This is a genomic window from Candidatus Pelagibacter sp. Uisw_090 (assembly GCF_047717845.1).
In the GTDB taxonomy this organism is placed as follows: Bacteria; Pseudomonadota; Alphaproteobacteria; order Pelagibacterales; family Pelagibacteraceae; genus Pelagibacter.
The window spans coordinates 1,094,129-1,111,084 of sequence record NZ_CP159810.1; the positions used below are offsets into that span (position 1 = coordinate 1,094,129).

At 28.2% G+C, this 16,956-nt stretch carries 18 protein-coding genes; 10 read left to right on the top strand and 8 right to left on the bottom strand.

Features of this window, described 5'->3' with window-relative positions; genetic code table 11:
- Positions 1-11 precede the first annotated feature (11 nt).
- From ubiA to ABXT58_RS06040, 5 genes are read left to right on the top strand one after another with little or no spacing between them, the layout of a single operon-like run.
- Entirely contained in the window at positions 12-875 is an 864-nt protein-coding gene (ubiA, locus tag ABXT58_RS06020; RefSeq protein WP_415304928.1) for a 4-hydroxybenzoate octaprenyltransferase, read from the top strand.
- Positions 875-2,614, top strand: coding sequence for an ABC transporter ATP-binding protein (locus ABXT58_RS06025; RefSeq protein ID WP_415303761.1), 1,740 nt, complete (start codon positions 875-877; stop codon positions 2,612-2,614). Before ubiA ends, ABXT58_RS06025 begins: the two co-directional genes overlap by 1 nt.
- Positions 2,614-3,876: a 3-deoxy-D-manno-octulosonic acid transferase gene (locus tag ABXT58_RS06030; protein WP_415303762.1), complete on the top strand. Its 1,263-nt coding sequence runs from the start codon at positions 2,614-2,616 to the stop codon at positions 3,874-3,876. Before ABXT58_RS06025 ends, ABXT58_RS06030 begins: the two co-directional genes overlap by 1 nt.
- A complete protein-coding gene (lpxK, locus tag ABXT58_RS06035) occupies positions 3,857-4,801 on the top strand; it encodes a tetraacyldisaccharide 4'-kinase (RefSeq protein WP_415303763.1) in 945 nt (314 codons plus the stop codon). Before ABXT58_RS06030 ends, lpxK begins: the two co-directional genes overlap by 20 nt.
- Positions 4,788-5,648 (top strand): lysophospholipid acyltransferase family protein, encoded by an 861-nt coding sequence (locus ABXT58_RS06040; RefSeq protein WP_415303764.1) that lies wholly within the window; start codon positions 4,788-4,790, stop codon positions 5,646-5,648. Before lpxK ends, ABXT58_RS06040 begins: the two co-directional genes overlap by 14 nt.
- A gap of 4 nt (positions 5,649-5,652) precedes the next feature.
- Here the strand turns inward: ABXT58_RS06040 and ABXT58_RS06045 are convergent, their stop codons facing one another.
- Positions 5,653-5,841, bottom strand: coding sequence for a DUF2093 domain-containing protein (locus ABXT58_RS06045; protein ID WP_415303765.1), 189 nt, complete (start codon positions 5,839-5,841; stop codon positions 5,653-5,655).
- Between the two features lie 21 nt (positions 5,842-5,862).
- Between ABXT58_RS06045 and purD the strand changes: the two genes are divergently transcribed.
- Positions 5,863-7,128, top strand: coding sequence for a phosphoribosylamine--glycine ligase (gene purD, locus ABXT58_RS06050; RefSeq protein WP_415303766.1), 1,266 nt, complete (start codon positions 5,863-5,865; stop codon positions 7,126-7,128).
- Positions 7,125-7,691: a 16S rRNA (guanine(966)-N(2))-methyltransferase RsmD gene (gene rsmD / locus ABXT58_RS06055; protein WP_415303767.1), complete on the top strand. Its 567-nt coding sequence runs from the start codon at positions 7,125-7,127 to the stop codon at positions 7,689-7,691. The genes purD and rsmD overlap by 4 nt, the downstream gene beginning before the upstream one ends.
- Here the strand turns inward: rsmD and ABXT58_RS06060 are convergent.
- The 7 genes from ABXT58_RS06060 to ABXT58_RS06090 are packed head-to-tail and all read right to left on the bottom strand — an operon-like array spanning position 7,683 to position 14,114.
- The gene (locus ABXT58_RS06060) at positions 7,683-8,825 is read right to left on the bottom strand and encodes a glucose-6-phosphate isomerase (protein ID WP_415303768.1); all 1,143 of its coding nucleotides are present in this window, start codon (positions 8,823-8,825) and stop codon (positions 7,683-7,685) included. The genes rsmD and ABXT58_RS06060 overlap by 9 nt on opposite strands.
- Entirely contained in the window at positions 8,825-9,157 is a 333-nt protein-coding gene (locus tag ABXT58_RS06065; protein ID WP_415303769.1) for a DUF3035 domain-containing protein, read from the bottom strand. Before ABXT58_RS06065 ends, ABXT58_RS06060 begins: the two co-directional genes overlap by 1 nt.
- The gene (gene lspA / locus ABXT58_RS06070; RefSeq protein WP_415303770.1) at positions 9,150-9,644 is read right to left on the bottom strand and encodes a signal peptidase II; all 495 of its coding nucleotides are present in this window, start codon (positions 9,642-9,644) and stop codon (positions 9,150-9,152) included. Before lspA ends, ABXT58_RS06065 begins: the two co-directional genes overlap by 8 nt.
- A gap of 11 nt (positions 9,645-9,655) precedes the next feature.
- A complete protein-coding gene (gene ileS / locus ABXT58_RS06075; RefSeq protein WP_415303771.1) occupies positions 9,656-12,373 on the bottom strand; it encodes an isoleucine--tRNA ligase in 2,718 nt (905 codons plus the stop codon).
- A 1-nt stretch (position 12,374) separates the two neighbouring features.
- Positions 12,375-13,295 (bottom strand): bifunctional riboflavin kinase/FAD synthetase, encoded by a 921-nt coding sequence (locus ABXT58_RS06080; RefSeq protein ID WP_415303772.1) that lies wholly within the window; start codon positions 13,293-13,295, stop codon positions 12,375-12,377.
- Between the two features lies 1 nt (position 13,296).
- On the bottom strand, positions 13,297-13,455 hold the full coding sequence (locus tag ABXT58_RS06085) for a hypothetical protein (RefSeq protein WP_415303773.1): 159 nt from the start codon (positions 13,453-13,455) through the stop codon (positions 13,297-13,299).
- Positions 13,452-14,114: a TIGR01459 family HAD-type hydrolase gene (locus tag ABXT58_RS06090; RefSeq protein ID WP_415303774.1), complete on the bottom strand. Its 663-nt coding sequence runs from the start codon at positions 14,112-14,114 to the stop codon at positions 13,452-13,454. The genes ABXT58_RS06085 and ABXT58_RS06090 overlap by 4 nt, the downstream gene beginning before the upstream one ends.
- A gap of 123 nt (positions 14,115-14,237) precedes the next feature.
- Here ABXT58_RS06090 and groES point away from each other — a divergent pair, with 123 nt between their 5' ends.
- From groES to ABXT58_RS06105, 3 genes are all read left to right on the top strand, one after another.
- Positions 14,238-14,528: a co-chaperone GroES gene (gene groES, locus ABXT58_RS06095; RefSeq protein ID WP_271477562.1), complete on the top strand. Its 291-nt coding sequence runs from the start codon at positions 14,238-14,240 to the stop codon at positions 14,526-14,528.
- Positions 14,529-14,551: 23 nt separating this feature from the next.
- Positions 14,552-16,216 (top strand): chaperonin GroEL, encoded by a 1,665-nt coding sequence (groL, locus tag ABXT58_RS06100; RefSeq protein WP_415303775.1) that lies wholly within the window; start codon positions 14,552-14,554, stop codon positions 16,214-16,216.
- Between the two features lie 95 nt (positions 16,217-16,311).
- A complete protein-coding gene (locus tag ABXT58_RS06105) occupies positions 16,312-16,704 on the top strand; it encodes a phospholipid-binding protein (protein ID WP_415303776.1) in 393 nt (130 codons plus the stop codon).
- The last annotated feature ends 252 nt before the right edge of the window (positions 16,705-16,956 follow it).

Genomic DNA, 16,956 nt, shown 5'->3' on the forward strand with positions numbered 1-16,956 from the left:
AGTAAATTATGATGAAACAATTAAACCTTTTTATTGAACTAACAAGACTGAAAAAGCCAATTGGTTTTATGTTATTATTTTGGCCTTGTGCATGGGGATTAACATTAGCTTACGATTTTTCAAATGATTTAAATAATTATTTTTTTTATTTAACTTTATTTTTCCTTGGATCAGTTTTAATGCGCTCCGCAGGCTGTATAGTAAATGATATCTCTGATAAGGATTTTGATAAAAAAGTTGAGAGAACAAAAAATAGACCAATAGCCTCTAATAAAGTTTCTATAAAATTAGCAATTTTTTATACAACTGTTTTATGTTCACTTGCTTTTTTGGTTTTAATTAATTTTAATAATTTAACAATTATCCTCGCGCTAGGCTCGATGCCTTTAGCTTTTACCTACCCTTTAATGAAAAGATTTACACACTGGCCTCAGTTGTTTTTGGGGATAACATTCAACTATGGTTTGATTTTAGGCTGGACATCAATAGTGGGTGAAATAAGTATAGTTCCTATTATCTTTTATCTAGGAGCCATATTTTGGACACTAGGATACGACACTATATACGGGTTTCAAGATATCCAAGATGACGAAATAATAGGTGTAAAATCAACTTCAATAAAATTTAAAAATAAACCAAAAAACTTTTTATTCATATGCTATGTTTTTCTAATTTCTTCTATTTTGATTGTAGGCTATATAATGAACTTTAATTATTTTTTTTATATAAGTTTAATAATAACAATAATTCATTTATTTTTTTATCAGATAAGATTTTTTAACTCCAAAGACTCGTTGAAATGCTTAAAGGTTTTTAAAAGTAATAATTTAACAGGCTTTATAATTTTTTGTAATATTTTAATTGGAAGGTTTTAATGAATAATTCAAAAATTTATAAAAGGCTTTATAAAGATTATTCAAGAAAATATATTAATAGAATATTAGTTTCAGTTTTTTTTGGAGTGCTTGTTGCAACTAGTACTTCGGCAATCGCTTGGCTTTTAGATCCTGCTATAAAAAAAATTTTTGTTGAGAAGGATCAATCATTAATATTTGCAATACCTTTGTTAATAATTATATCTTTTGCTGTAAAAGGATTTTCCCTTTATTATGCAAAAGCAATTATGATTGGTGTGGCTGAAGAAATTAAAAAAACTCTTCAGTCACAAATGGTAAAATCTTTGATTAATGCAGATACACAATTAATTGATCAAAAACATTCTGGAAAATTTATTTCAAATCTTACATATGACGTAAATCACATTACAAATATGCTTAGTACGGCTGTGCTAAATTTATTCAAAGACAGCTTAACTTTATTTGGTTTACTATTTGTAATGTTCTATCAAAATTGGAAATTATCATTGATTGCTATAATAATGATACCTGTTGCTGGTATCGCATCAAGGACCCTTGGTAAAAGAATTGGGAAGGTTGTAACAGAGGCTCAAGAAAAATCCGGCTTTTTAAACACACATTTAATTGAATTATTTAAAAATCATAAACTAATCAAAATATTTCAAAGAGAAGATTACGAGAGTAAAAGAACAGACAAACATTTGAATCAATTAAAAGATAAAAACATTAAAATCAATACAGTTTTTGTTAGAATGTCTCCAATCATGGAAACTCTAACGGGAGTAATGATTGCAATTTTGATATTCTATTCTGGAAAATTAGCCCTTAGGGGTGAGATAGAAATAGGGAATTTTTTTTCTTTCCTTGCAGCAATGATGCTCGCATATCAACCAGTCAGAGCTCTATCAACAATAAACATGACCCTAAATCAAGGGTTATCAGCAGCTTATAGAATTTTACCTATAATTGATAATAAAAATAAAATTACGGATCATGAAGATTCCAAAGATATAAATATTACTAATGGAGCTATTAAATTTAGCAACTTAAGATTTAAATACTCTTCTGAAGAAAAAGATGTTCTAAAAAAAATTAACCTCAGTATAGCCGGAGGTAAAATGACATCTTTAGTTGGGCATAGTGGCTCTGGAAAATCAACAATTTTAAATTTAATACCTAGGTTTTATGATGCACAGTCTGGAGATATTTTTATTGATGAGCAATCAATATACAAAATGAAAATTAAATCTCTAAGAGATAAGATTTCACTTGTGAGTCAGGACACAACTTTATTTGATGACACAATAAAAAATAATATCAGCTATGCAAAAACTGATGTTTCAGATGAAGAAATAATTGCTGCAGCTAAATTTTCTTACTCACATGAATTTATAGATAAATTACCTAATAAGTATGAAACTGTTATAGGCGAAAATGGAATTAGATTATCAGGTGGAGAAAAGCAAAGGCTGTCAATAGCAAGAGCTATGATTAAAAAAAGTCCAATAATCCTATTAGATGAAGCAACTTCATCATTGGATGCTGAAACGGAAAGCAAAATTCAAGATGCATTAAAAATATTAACTAAAGATAGGACTACCATTGTAATTGCTCACAGACTTTCAACAATTTTAAATTCTGATCAGATTTATATTATTGATGCTGGAAATGTGGTTGCTAATGGCAAGCATGATGAGCTATTAAATAATTCAGATCTTTATAAAAATTTTTATAAAAAACAAATTCGAAAAGAATAATGTTTTTTTTATACCAAATATTTATAACTATATTGTTAATATTTTCTCCATTAATAATATTTTTTAGAATTTTAAAAAAAAAAGAAGATAGTGAAAGATATAAAGAAAAATTTTGCTCTCCATCAAAAAAACGTGTTAAAGGAAATTTACTTTGGTTTCACGGTTCAAGTGTTGGTGAGCTTTTAAGTATCTTGCCATTAGTTCATGAACTTGAAAAAAATAAATCTATAAATCAAATTCTAATAACCACATCTACTTTAAGTTCTGCTCAAATATTCAAAAAATTTAAATTTAAAAAAACAATTCATCAATTTTTTCCAATAGATTCAATATTTTTTTCTTATAAATTTTTAAATTATTGGAAACCTACTATTGCAATATTTGTTGAATCAGAAATTTGGCCCAGCATCTTTAAAATTCTTAACAAAAAAAATATTCCACTAAAACTTCTAAATGCAAGAATTACTAAAAAAACTTTTAAAAAATGGTTTCGTATAAAAAGCTTTTCAAATTCAATTTTTAAAAATATTTCAAATGCCTATCCTCAAAATGAAGAAACTTTTAATTACCTTAAAAGATTAAATGTCTCAAAGATTAAAAACATAGGAAACCTTAAGTTTGTTAATAATAAACAAAATAAATCCTCCAAATTAGATAAGGCACTATTAAAAAATTTAAATCTTAGAAAAATCTGGTGTGCTTCTAGCACGCATCCTGGTGAAGAAACTATATGCGCTAATACTCACATAAAACTAAAAAAAAAATATAAAAATTTATTAACCATATTAATACCAAGGCATATTCAACGTGTTAATAAAATAGTTGATGAAATTAAAAATTTAAATTTGAATGTTGTTTTACACAGCACAAAACCAAAAAAATTAGACAACATAGATATATATTTGGTGGATACATATGGAGAAACAAAAAAATTTTACCAAGCCTCTAGTATAGTTTTTATGGGAAAATCACTTTCTAGAAGAGGAGGTCAAAACCCACTTGAACCAACTAACTTTGGCTCAGCTATTTTATATGGACCAAATATAGATAATTTTAAGGATACATACAGATTGCTTGATAAACTGAAAATTGCTCATAAGGTTAATGGTGTAAATAGCTTAACCAATTTATTAGACAAATTAATCACTAAACCTAACAACAAGAAGAGTTATTTAAAAATTGAAAAAATGGGAAAAAAAATACTCAATGAAACTAAAGATGAGATAAACAGTTTATTAAATAATGAAATTAAAAAAACCTAAATTCTGGGACCTCAAAAAATCATCCCTTTATTCTTATCTACTGTTACCTTTTTCGGTTGTTCTAAGTTTAATCATTAAGATAAAATCAAAACCTAAGCTACCTAATCCCAAAATTAAAACTATTTGTATTGGCAACATCTATATTGGTGGAACTGGAAAGACATCTCTAGCCATCAAAATAAAAGAAATTTTAGATAAAAATAATATTAAAGCCTGTTTTATTAAGAAATTATATACAGATCAAATTGATGAACAAAAATTGCTTAGTAAAAATGGCACTTTGTTTTGTGCTTTAAAAAGAATTACCGCACTGGATGAGGCAATATCAAAAGGTTTTGAGGTTGCCATCTTTGATGATGGGCTACAAGACAGTTCTATTAAATATGATATGGAAATTGTTTGTTTTAATAATCTAAACTGGATTGGTAATGGATTAACAATACCCTCAGGTCCGTTAAGAGAGGGTATCAATAACCTAAAATTTTATGAAAATATTTTTTTAAATGGGAATAATGAAAACTTAGAAGAAATTAGAGATAAAATTAAAAAAATTAATCCTAATATAAACATTAATCGTGGGAAATATGCCCTATTAAATATAGATGAATTTGATAAAAATCAAAATTATCTAGCCTTTTCAGGCATTGGAAATCATAAAACCTTTATAGATATGTTGCAAAATAATAAATTGAAAATTGTTAAAGATTTAGAGTACCCAGATCACTATCAATATTCAAAAAAAGATTTTATTGAAATAATGTATAATGCAGAAAAATATAATGCAAAAATTATAACAACAGAAAAAGATTATTTAAGGTTAGACAATTTTAACAAAAATAAAATTTTTTATGTCAAATCTAGTCTTGAAATATCAGATGAAAAAAGCCTTGTAAAAAAACTCATTGAATTAAATGAAAAAAATTAAATATTTTTTTGAATTTTTAATCATATCATTTCTTTTTTCTATTTATAAAATCTTAGGATTAAAAATTTCATCTTATATTGGTGGAAAATTATCTGAATCTTTTGGTCCTATCTTTAGATCTAGAAAAATCATTGAGTCAAACATCCAAAGAGCTATTCCTAAAATTAATTCATTAGAAATGAATGATATTACAAAAAATATGTGGAATAATTACGGAAGAACATTGTCTGAATATATGTTCCTTAAAGATTTTAGAAATAATAAGTTTAAATCTAATATTAATATAGTGGGAACTGAAATCCTTGAAAAAATAAAACTTGAAAAAAACCCAGTAATTTTCGTATCTGGTCATTTCAGTAACTTTGAATTAATGGCAATGGAAATTGAAAAATCTGGTGTAAATTTGTCAGCAATATATCGTCCTTTGAATAATATTTTTTTAAATGTATTAATGGAAAAAATTAGAAAAAAATATATTTGTAAAAAACAAATTAAAAAAGGAACAAGTGGAGTTAGAGAATTATTAAGGTTATATAAGAAAGGCTATTCAATAGCCTTGATGATAGACCAGAGAGTTTCAGAAGGAATAAAATCTAAATTTTTTGATGAAGACGCATTTACAACAACTATTCCAGCACAATTTATAAAAAAATTTAATTGTAAGGTGGTGCCAATTTATATTGAAAGACACAATAATATAAATTTCAATATTAAAATTGAAAAACCTATAGAATTTAAAAGAAATACCCCAATTGAAAAAATTACTAGAGATCTGAATATTTGGTTGGAAAAAATGATTCTAAAAAATCCTGGGCAGTGGATATGGTCTCACAATAGATGGAAGTAAATACTTAATTGCTCTCCTTTTTTTTATGAGCTTCTATATAAGAATAGTAAGGCTCTTGAAGCTCCACATTCCAATAATTAAGAATTTCTAAACTAATCAATTTTCCAGATACCGCACAAACAACATGATCACCATTTTCAATAATTTCAAAATTATTTGGTAAATATTTTAATTTTGCTAATTTTTTATTCATTTTTAGTTTATATACATCTATATGAAAGTTGGAATAATTGGAAGTGGCGGAAGAGAACATGCTATATGCGAATCAATTAAAAAGTCTTCAAAAATTGAAAAGATATACTGTTTTCCTGGCAATGCAGGCACATCAGAAATTGCTGAAAATATTGCAATAGATATTTCTGATTTTAATAAAATTAAAGAATTTTTAATATCTAATAAAATAAGTTTACTAATAGTGGGACCTGAAAAACCACTGGTGGATGGTATAGTGGATTTTTTTAAAGATACAGAAATAAATGTTTTCGGTCCTGATAAAATTGCTTCTCAACTTGAGGGTTCTAAGATATTTACCAAAAAAATTTGTGAGATTTATAAAATTCCTACTGCTAATTTTGGAATATTTGAAAACTGCAACGAAGCAGTTGTTTTTTTAGATAAAACTCAGTTTCCATTAGTTGTTAAGGCAGATGGTCTTGCATCTGGGAAAGGTGTTTATATTTGTGAGAATAAAGATAGTGCAAATACCGCTATAAAAGAAATTTTTAACGGAAAATTTGGAATAGCTAAGAATGTATTAATAGAAGAATTTCTTATTGGTGAAGAAATGAGCTATTTTATAATTAGTGATGGGAAAGAAATTAAAAACTTTGAAACTGCACAGGACCATAAAAGAGTTTTGGAAGGAGACAAAGGGGATAACACAGGAGGTATGGGGGCTTATTCTCCATCGCGATTAATAAATCAAGTCCTTGAAAAAAAAATATTAAACAAAATAATAGAACCCACTATCAAAGCGCTGAAGAAGATGGGATCTAATTATAAGGGCTTTTTATACGCAGGCTTAATGATAGTGAAGGATGAACCATTTTTAATCGAATACAATGTGAGAATGGGAGATCCAGAATGTCAGACAATTTTGCCAAAATTAAAAACAGATTTACTAGAAATTATAGAGGCATGTTGTAATGAAAAATTAAAAAACTTAAAAATAGAATGGTATAACAAAAAAAGTTTATGCATTGTTCTTTGTTCAAAAGGTTACCCTGATAAATATAACAATAATATACTAATTGAAAATACTGAAAAGCTTGATTTAGCTAAAGGTGATTTTATTTATCACGCAGGAACTAAAAAAATTGAAAATAAGATTTATTCAAATGGTGGAAGAGTAATTAACTTTGTTAGCTTGTCTTCTAACTTCAAAGAAAGTAGAGATAAAATCTTTAATCACATTAGCAAGCTCAATTGGAGTGGTGGATTTTTTAGAAAAGATATTGGATATAAGGTTATAGATGAATGAGAATAATTTCAGGGAACTACAAAGGTAAAAAAATTCTACCTCCTAACGATAAATCAACAAGACCTCTTAAAGACTTAACTAAGGAATCTATTTTTAATATAATCAAGCATTCCAAATTATTGAATATAGATCTTGAAAACTCAAATGTTCTTGATTTATTTTCAGGTATAGGATCTTTTGGGCTTGAATGCTTATCAAGAGGAGCTAGAAGAGTTACATTTTTAGAAAGTTATAAAGAAGTATTAACTGTTCTAAAAAAAAATATAGACAACCTAAAACAGCAGAACTCTTCAATCATCATAGAAAAAGATATTTTTGCAGAAAATACATTGAAAGCATTGAATAATAAATTTGATATAATTTTTATGGACCCACCCTTCAAAGAAAAAAAATTAGTAGATCTATTAGATACAATCATCAAATTAGAATTACTAAAAGATAACGGTATTATAATAATTCACAGACACAAAAAAGAAGAAGATATATTTCCTAATGAATTTAATATTATAATAGAAAAAAATTACGGTATTTCAAAAATTATTTTTGGCAAAACTTTAGGCTAAAAAAAATTTTGTTTCTTTTTTTATTAATTCGACTGAAGGTTGATCAAAAGGATTAACATTTAAGGCTCTACCAAGTAAAACTGTCTCTAAAATAAAAAAACAAAATAGTTCACCTAGTGATTTCTCATCTCGCTTTAAAACTCTAAAGCTTCTAAAGGGTATCTTTTTTGATGTAAAAACTTTTTCAGTAGCCAACATTTGAGATTGTTTAATTTTTTCTATCGACTGATTTCTCATGTATTTATGACTATTGAGAATATTGTGATTGTTTATTTTTATTACCTTATTTTCCAAAACATTAAAAAAAGTATAAAAACTTTTTTTAGGACCATCTAAATATAGTTGCATTAAACTATGATTATCTTTTGGCATAGATGACACAATCGGCAAAAGTCCTTTAGATTTTTTACCCAAACTTTCTGCTATTAATTGTTGATACCACTTAAATAAATTTTCTGACTGCTCATCATAATTTAGAATTATAGAATTATATTTACTATCTTTGATTAAATTTAAAGTTGCCGCTACATTATTAACAAGATTATTTACAAATGTTTTATTTTTAATAAGATTATTAAATTGTTTGAATTTACCTTCATTTAAATTCATCAATTCTGCAGGTAGCATTCCCACTTCAGATAAGACTGAATACCTTCCACCTACATAATTTTGGTGCTCAAAGATTTCTGCTTTAAGCTTGTTTGCTAAATTGGTTAAATAGCTATCCTTATCTTCTGTAATTACAATATTACTATCCCTATTCTTTATTAGCGTGTTTGCATTTGCTATTGTCTCTATGGTATTTCCAGATTTAGATATAATTAAATTTAAATTAATATTTTTATCTTGAAAATAGTCTGCATTGCTATTTAGATTATTCACAAAAGTTAGTTTTTTTTTAATTTTTTTTTTTAAAAAATTATAAATTGCTTCAGTCCCCAAAATTGAACCTCCCATTCCAATTACTCTTATATTGGAAAATTTTTTATACTTAGAGATTTTTTTTTTAGAATAACTATATCTGTAAGTAGGCTTTAATGTTTCAAAAAGTTGAGGCTGATCTTTTAATAAATTTAGAAAATCTTTTTTTATTATTTTATTATTCTTTATATTTAAAAAATTTTTAAGTATCATTATTGTTCTATAATTTTTTTAATAATTAATTTTTCTTTTGAATTATTCGATTTATTTTTATCTATATCTGAATCTATAGAAGAGCTTTGATCAATTATATCTTTAATGCTTAAGGTATTTTCTTTAGTTGATGCTATATTTTCATCTATTTTTTTTCTAGGCTCTGGCAACTCTCCAAAACTAGGTGGTAAAACCAAGGGAGCTTTTTTTTCTACTAAAAATTCATCACTTCCTTTTTTTTTGCTAGCTCCAATTCCTCCAGAAATAGCACTACAAGCATTTAAAAACAATAATGTTAAAAAAATAACTATTACTGGCTTAATTTTATTCATTTATATTTTTATTATTATAGAAAAGTTCTACTAAAATAAGGCAAAAAATACCAATGGTAATAAATATGTCGGCCACATTAAAAACAAACCAATGAAACCCATTGAAATGAAGATCAATAAAATCTGGGACTGCCGTATGAACTATTCGATCATAAAGATTACCTAGTGCCCCTCCCGCAACTAAAGCTAAAAAATAAGTTTTAATATTATCATTTTTCCACATCATAAATAAAATAACTATAACAATAAGACAAATCACGAGTGTAATTATATTATACATCATACTTTCATTCACAGAAAGCAAACCAAAAGCTATTCCTTTATTCCAAATTAAAAATAAATTTAAATAAGGTGTAACATATATGTCTACTGAGCCTTCCACTTCCGCTAACTTTAAGATATAAAACTTAGACACTCTATCAATTAGAAATACTCCTATTAAAATTGTAAAATTTAAAAAAAAAGTTTTTAGTCTGGTTTTATTCATTACTTTTGTTGCTAACTTGAGTGTCTTTCACACTTTTCTTCATTGATTTTCCAACAAGTTGGACACTTATTGCCTTCAGCTTTAGTTGTTTTAACTATTACTTCTTCAATGTCTGATTGCTCTACGATTGCTGAGGATGTGATGCATAGCTCTGAAAAATCAATATTATTTGAAATTTCATATAAATTTTTATTTAAATTAATAGTTAAGTTTGCTTCTAAGCTTGATCCTATTTCTTTATTCGCTCTTTTTGCTTCAATGCTTATATTACAAATATCTCTAATTTTTTTTAACTCAACCCATTTTTTGTTTAATTTTTCATTTTCAAATGATTTTGGAAATTCCATGAATTTTTCTAGATGAATACTTTTTTTATCTTTATTTATAAGTGTAAAAATTTCTTCTGTTGTAAAGGAAAGTATAGGTGCATACCATTTAATCAGAGATTCTAAAATTATATTTAATACAATAATGCTACTTTTTCTTCTCTCTGAATTTTTTGAATCACAATACAAAGCATCTTTTCTAATATCAAAATAAAATGCAGATAAGTCTACTGTGCAAAAATTCAAAAGTTCTTTGTAAAGATTATGAAAGTCATATGACTTAAAATAATTTTTAAAATTTTCATTTAAATCATAAACTCTGTGAAGCATATATTGCTCTAACTCTGGTAATTGATTTAAATCTAATTTTTCAAGATCAATTTTCTTAAAATCATCATTTAAGTTTCCAAGTAAATATCTAAATGTATTTCTAATCTTTCTATAAGAATCTGCATGTTGTTCTAAAATAGAATAATCAATTCTTAAGTCTTCAGCATAGTTTGACGAAGCAACCCATATTCTTAAAATATCAGCACCATATTTTTTTAAAATATCTTCTGGTGCTATAACATTTCCCACAGATTTAGACATTTTAAGACCTTTGCCATCTACGACAAATCCATGTGATAATATCGATTCATAGGGAGCTCTACCTCTGGTTCCACATGACTCTAGCAATGATGAATGAAACCAACCTCTATGTTGATCAGATCCCTCTAGATACATTGATGCAGGCCATTGAAGATCTTCTCTTTTTTCTAAAACAAATGCATGCGTACAACCACTATCAAACCATACCTCAACAATGTCACTTATTTTATCATAATCTTCTGCTTTATACTTATCTCCTAAAAATCTTTGTGGATCATCAGAGAACCAACAATCAGAGCCCTCTTTTTCATAAATACTTGCAATATTTTCATTTACCTCATCATCAGCTAAAATTTCTTTAGTAGTTTTATGGACAAATATAGGTAACGGAACTCCCCAAACTCTTTGTCTTGAAACGCACCAGTCAGGCCTTGTTTCGATCATTGCCTTTATTCTTTCTCTACCTTTGTCAGGGTAAAAAGTAGTGTCATCTAATGCTTTTAGTGCTTTTTTTCTTAGACCATGACTTTCCATAGAAATAAACCATTGGGGAGTTGCTCTATGAACGAGTGGAGCTTTTGATCTCCAAGAATGGGGATATGAATGAATTAACTCTCCATTAAATAGTAGTTTTTTTTGTGCTTTTAATTTTTCGATAACAATCGGGTTTGCTTTAAAAATATGTGTTCCTTCAAATAAAGGAAGATTTTTAGTATATTTTCCATCACCATCAACTGTCTCAATTGCTTTAATACCATGTTTTAAACAAAGATTGAAATCATCGGGACCATGACTAGGCGCACAGTGAACGATACCTGTTCCTTGTTCAGTTGTAACAAACCTTGCTTCAAGCATTGGAATTTCATAATCATAACCAAGATTTAAAAATGGATGACTACAAATTGTATCTTTAAAATCTTTCCCTTTAAATTTTTTAATTTCTTTATAACTTTTGATATCACAGTCTTTAATAACAGAATCTAATAACGCCTCCGCAATCACTATTTTTTTATCTTTAAAATCTCCATCATCATTTAAATGAATTACTAAATAATCTAAAGCTTCATTATAAGCTAAAGCTTTGTTCGCTGGTATTGTCCAGGGCGTAGTTGTCCATATGACAATCTCCGTACCTTCTAATTCTTTTAAATTTGTTTTTTTAATAGGAAAACTAGCATAGATCGTATCTGATTTATGATCTTGATATTCTACTTCAGCATCTGCTAAAGCAGTTTTCTCAACTGTAGACCAAAGAACAGGTTTAAATCCTCTATAAAGACTTCCTTCTTTTAAAAACTTACCTAACTCTCTTACGATTTGTGCTTCTGCATCAAAGCTCATGGTTGCATAGTGATTATCCCAATCACCTATAACACCCAATCTTTTAAATTGTGTTTTATGAACTTCAATCCATTTTTGTGCAAAATCTCTACACTCTTTTCTAAATTCTGTAATTGGAACTTCATTCTTATTTTTTTTATTTTTTTTATAACGTTCTTCAATTTTCCATTCAATAGGTAGTCCATGACAATCCCATCCTGGAACATATACTGAATCTTTACCATCCATTTGATGAAACCTAACAATTATATCTTTTAAAATTTTATTTAACGCTGTACCCATATGAATGTTTCCATTTGCATATGGAGGTCCATCGTGGAGTATAAATTTTTCCTTACCTTTGCTAGATTTTCTTAACTCTTTATAAAGATCAATTTTTTTCCAATAATCTAAAATTTCAGGCTCTTTATTCTGTAAGTTAGCTTTCATGGAGAAAGCTGTTTTTGGTAAATTTATATTTTCTTTACTCATTTTAACTTCTTTTAGCGACTTTTAGATCACTTTGAATTTGTTTTTTTAATTGATTAACGTTTTTGAATTTTTTTTCTTTTCTAATAAATTTTGTGAATTCAATTGATAAATACTTATTATAAAGATTTCCAGAAAAATTGAAAATATGAACCTCTAATAATATCTTTTTTTGGTTAAAAGTCGGTCTATAACCCAGGTTTGCAATCGCTTTCAAAGGTTTATTGGAGTTTTTTCGGTTTACTTTGACCGCATACACACCTGGCATAGCAATAACATAATCCTTAACATCTATGTTGCAGGTTGGAAAACCAATCTTTTTTCCTTGTTGTCTGCCCTTTTGAACCATTCCTTCAATCGCCCAATTTCTTCCCAATAGTTTATTGGTTTTTTTTAAATTCCCCCTTTCCAAAAGAGATCTGATGTATGTAGAAGAAATAATTTTTTGACTCAATATTAACGGTTGCGGTTTTACTATTTTATAATCATAAATTTTTTCATTTTTAATTAATTGATTAACATCACCCTCTCTTTTATTTCCAAATTTAAAATTATTACTAACAAATATATATTGTGCCTCCAATTTTTCAGATAAAATTTTTTTAATAAAAAAGTCAGATTTAATCTTAGAAAATATTTTATCAAATTTTTGAGTAATTATAAAGTCAACTCCCAGGCTTTTTAGAATTATATTTTTTTGATTAATATTTGAAATTCTGAAGTTTTTTATATCTTTATTAAAAAACATTTTGGGCATTGGCTCAAATGTTAAAACACCAATATTTAGATTAAATTTTTTTTTATAACTATTTGCTAATTTAAATAATTTTTGATGGCCCACATGAACACCATCAAAATTTCCAATTAAAATTATTGATCTTTTGTGATTTTTAGAAATATCAAAATTTTTATATAGTTTCATCATTTTACCATTTAAGTTCTGTTTGAATAAAATTTACAACAACTTCATATTTTTTTAAAACTATATCTATTCCTTCTTTTTTAATTTCATCTTTATGAACACCATTTGATATTATTAATGAATCATAATTTAAAAGATTTGCTCCTTTAATATCTGTGTTCAAATTGTCACCAATTGACAAAACTTTTTTTTCTTATTATCAATTGACTGATTGTAAACTTCAGGAAATGGTTTTCCAAAATATATAACCTTTCCTCCCATTTTTTCAAAAACTAATGCTACTGACCCTGCACACAATTCTCTTTTCTCACCTCTATCAACAATTAAATCTGGATTAGTGCATATCATTTTCTTGTTAATGTGCTCTTTAAATAATTCTTTATAATAATTCAAATCCTCACCTTGTTCTTCAAATAAACCTGTGCACAACAAATAAAAGCTTTCTTTAATATCTTGAGTCTGATTTTTTTTAAAATCTAAAAATAAATCAAAATCTCTAGGAGGTCCTAAATGATAAAATTTATCATCTAATAAGTTTTTTTTTAAATAACTCAATGCCGCTTCTCCTGATGAATATACATTTTCTCTAATTTCTTTATTCATTCCCATTTTTTCCAAAAATGACTTTACAGTTTTATTGGGTCGTGGTGCGTTAGTTAAGAGAACATATTTTTTTTTTGCTTTAGTAATTTCTTTTAAGGCTTCAATTGCATTTTTATGAAGGTTTATTCCGTTGTGAATAACACCCCATAAATCAATATAGAAAATATCATAGTTCTCAGCAATTGACTTTAATCCGTTATTATCTAAGTTTTCACTCATTGTGGCAGGTATAACTCATAAAAAACACAATTTCTCTGGTTTTTTGGCTCACATATTTTTTTTACTTAACCTTGAAATAGTGAGGCTAATAGCTATATGAGTCGCATATTAAAAGGAGAATTTATGAAATTTAAACCGTTACACGATAGAGTTTTAATACAAGTTTTAGACAGTAGTGAAAAAACTGCTGGAGGAATAATTATCCCTGATACAGCACAAGAAAAACCTCAAGAAGGTAAAGTTATTGCTGTTGGTGGTGGAGCAAAAACTGAAGATGGAAAGTTAATTCCAATGGATGTTAAAGTTGGAGACAAAGTTCTTTTTGGCAAATGGTCAGGAACTGAAATCAAAATCGATGGCAAAGAATACAGCATAATGAAAGAGTCTGACATTATGGGTATTTCAGGAAAATAATTTAATTAAAAGGAGAAAATAAAATGGCAAAAGTTATAAAATTTGACTCTGAAGCAAGAGCTGCAATGATAAGAGGTGTTGATATCCTTGCAAATACAGTAAAAGTTACACTTGGACCAAAAGGTAGAAATGTAGTTATTGATAAATCTTATGGTGCACCAAGAATTACTAAAGACGGTGTTTCAGTTGCTAAAGAAATTGATTTAGAAGATAAATTTGAAAACATGGGCGCTCAAATGGTTAAGGAAGTTGCTAACAAAACAAATGAAGAAGCTGGTGATGGAACAACTACAGCAACCATTTTAGCACAAGCAATTGTTAAAGAAGGTGTAAAATATGTGACTGCAGGTATGAACCCTATGGATGTTAAAAGAGGGATTGATGCAGCAGTAGAACATGTTAAAGGCAGTCTAATTGCTTCGGCTAAAAAAGTAAAAGATAGTGATGAGATTGCTCAAATTGGTACTATTTCATCTAATGGTGATAAAGAAATTGGTAACATGATTGCAAAAGCGATGCAAAAAGTTGGTAATGAAGGTGTTATCACTGTTGAGGAAGCAAAAGGAATAGAAACTGAGCTAGATGTTGTTGAGGGTATGCAGTTTGATAGAGGATATTTATCGCCATACTTTATCACTAATGCTGATAAAATGACTACTGAGTTAGAAAATCCTTTTATTCTATTACATGAAAAGAAATTAACTAACTTACAGCCAATGGTTCCACTTTTAGAAGCTGTTGTTCAAGCTGGACGGCCACTAATGATTATTTCAGAAGATGTTGAGGGCGAAGCTCTTGCAACTCTTGTTGTAAATAAACTTAGAGGTGGTTTAAAAGTTGTTGCTGTTAAAGCTCCAGGTTTTGGTGATAGAAGAAAATCAATGCTTGATGATATCGCAATCTTAACTGGTGGTCAGGTTATTTCTGAAGACATCGGAGTTAAGCTTGAAAATGTTAAACTTACTGACCTTGGTTCTTGTAAAAGAGTAAAAGTTGATAAAGATAACAGTACTATCATTAGTGGTAGCGGTAAAAAATCTGAGATTGAAGCTAGATGTGCTCAAATTAAACAACAAGTTGGTGAAACAACTTCTGATTATGACAGAGAAAAACTTCAAGAAAGACTAGCAAAACTTGCTGGTGGAGTTGCTATAATCAAAGTTGGTGGTGCAACTGAAGTAGAAGTTAAAGAAAGAAAAGATAGAGTTGAAGATGCTCTTAACGCAACTAGAGCTGCTGTTGAAGAAGGAATAGTAGTTGGTGGTGGTTGCGCTCTTTTATACGCTTCACAAAGTCTAGGCTCACTTAAAGTTAAAGGAGACGATCAAAAAGCTGGTGTTACATTAGTGGCTAAAGCTTTACAGGCTCCTATTAGACAAATAACTTTAAATGCTGGAGTTGATGGATCGGTTGTAGTTGGAAAACTACTTGAACAAAATAAAAAGAACCAAGGTTACGATGCTCAGAATGAAGATTATGTTGATATGTTTGCAAAAGGTATCATCGATCCTGTTAAAGTTGTAAGAACAGCTTTACAGGATGCAGCTTCAATTGCTGGATTACTTGTAACTACTGAAGCCATGATTGCTGACAAACCAGATGACAAAGATTCTGGTGCTGGTGGAATGCCTGGTGGAATGCCTGGTGGAATGGGCGGCATGGGTGGCATGGGTGGCATGGGAATGTAATCCCGTCTATCTAAGACTTAAGAATTATAAAAACCCCCTTAATTGGGGGTTTTTTTTTGTATACAGTTCTCTCATTAGTCCATAAATTTATTGTAATGAAACTTTTAATCAGAATATTTATTTCATTATTTTTTTTAACTTCTACAGTTAATGCTGCTGAGTTTGGACTAGCGTTCGAGTGGGGTAATTTAAAATTGTGTACCTCTGGAAATCCTAACAAAGTTGATAACCCAATATTTACACTTACAAATGTTCCTGAAGGCACAAAAACTCTTCAGTTCAGAATGAAGGATAAACAATCACCTTATAATCATGGTGGTGGCAAAGTTGAATATACTGGTCAAACTACTATTGAACCTGGTGCTTTTAAATACAAAAGTCCTTGTCCACCAAATGGAAAACACACTTATGTTTGGACTGTGACTGCCAAAAATGAAAAAAAAAAGAAAATAGGGAAAGCAAAAGCACAAAAAAAATATCCTGAGTAGTTCTCTTCTACAATTCATTAATAATTCTATCTAACAACGAATTCATCTTTTGAATTGCTTTGGGATTTGACCTTAATTTAGATGAACATAGATGAACAATTTTAGGAAAAGTTAAGTAAATCAATACTTAATCAACCTATGCATGAGAATGTAATCCCGTCTATTTAGACCTAAAAATTATAAAACCCCTGTTGTTAAACACTTCGGGGGTTTTTTTTATGTCTGCACTATAAATCTGCAATGAAGTTTGGT